We start from the raw sequence: 838 nt of genomic DNA on the forward strand, positions 1-838 counted from the left end.
TATCTTCACCATTGGTATCGTTTGCAGAGGAACAACAATCAGTAAACAATAAGCAATCTACAAGCCTTCAAGTGCAAGGTAACACAGACCAACTTCAAACAACAGATGAACAGGCTTTAAAAAGTATTGAAGCTAGTTTTGAAGAGGTAGATGGACGTGGTGGAGGTACTGTCGACAATAAGAAAGTAGATAGTCTTCAACGTTCAGAAGGTATTCATGAAGAAACAGGTACATTAACTGTTCCTAACAATTCAAACAGAACAAAACGTAGTCTGTCTCCCATATCACCTAGCACCTCTAGTACAATAAACGGTGTTCCATTCACTGAATGGATTGTTCCAGCAGGTAACGATAATATTCGTCCTCAAAACTACATGAGTCCAAAGTATATTACAATTCATGAGACTGATAATACAAGTGTAGGAGCAGGTGCTAGAAACCACGCTCAATACCTATATAACCAAGCAGTAGGGAACACAGATCGAGCTGCATCGTGGCATTTTACAGTAGACGATAAAGAGATTTATCAACATCTACCATTAAACGAGAACGGATGGCACGCAGGAGACGGTGATGGTCCAGGTAATAGAGAATCTATTGCAATTGAAATTGCAGTTAACAGTGACGGAAACTATAGTAAAGCGGTAGATAACGCTAAGAAACTTGTAGCTTATTTAATGAAAGAAACTGGTGTACCGTTAAATAACATTGTAAAACATCAAAAATGGAGCGGTAAAATCTGCCCTGCTAACATGATTAATAATGGGCAATGGGATGTATTCGTAAATAGCGTTGAGGGGTATTATAATAATCTTTATCAACCAAAAGATGACATTAC

General features: G+C 38.1%; 1 protein-coding gene. It reads left to right on the forward strand.

Annotation, left to right across the window (positions count from 1 at the left end; translation table 11 throughout):
• Positions 1-838 (forward strand): peptidoglycan recognition protein family protein (locus ACTFRY_RS29715; protein ID WP_440032490.1); only part of this gene is annotated, 838 nt, incomplete at both ends.

This window comes from Bacillus cereus group sp. MYBK195-1, assembly GCF_051916605.1.
Lineage (GTDB): Bacteria > Bacillota > Bacilli > Bacillales > Bacillaceae_G > Bacillus_A > Bacillus_A cereus.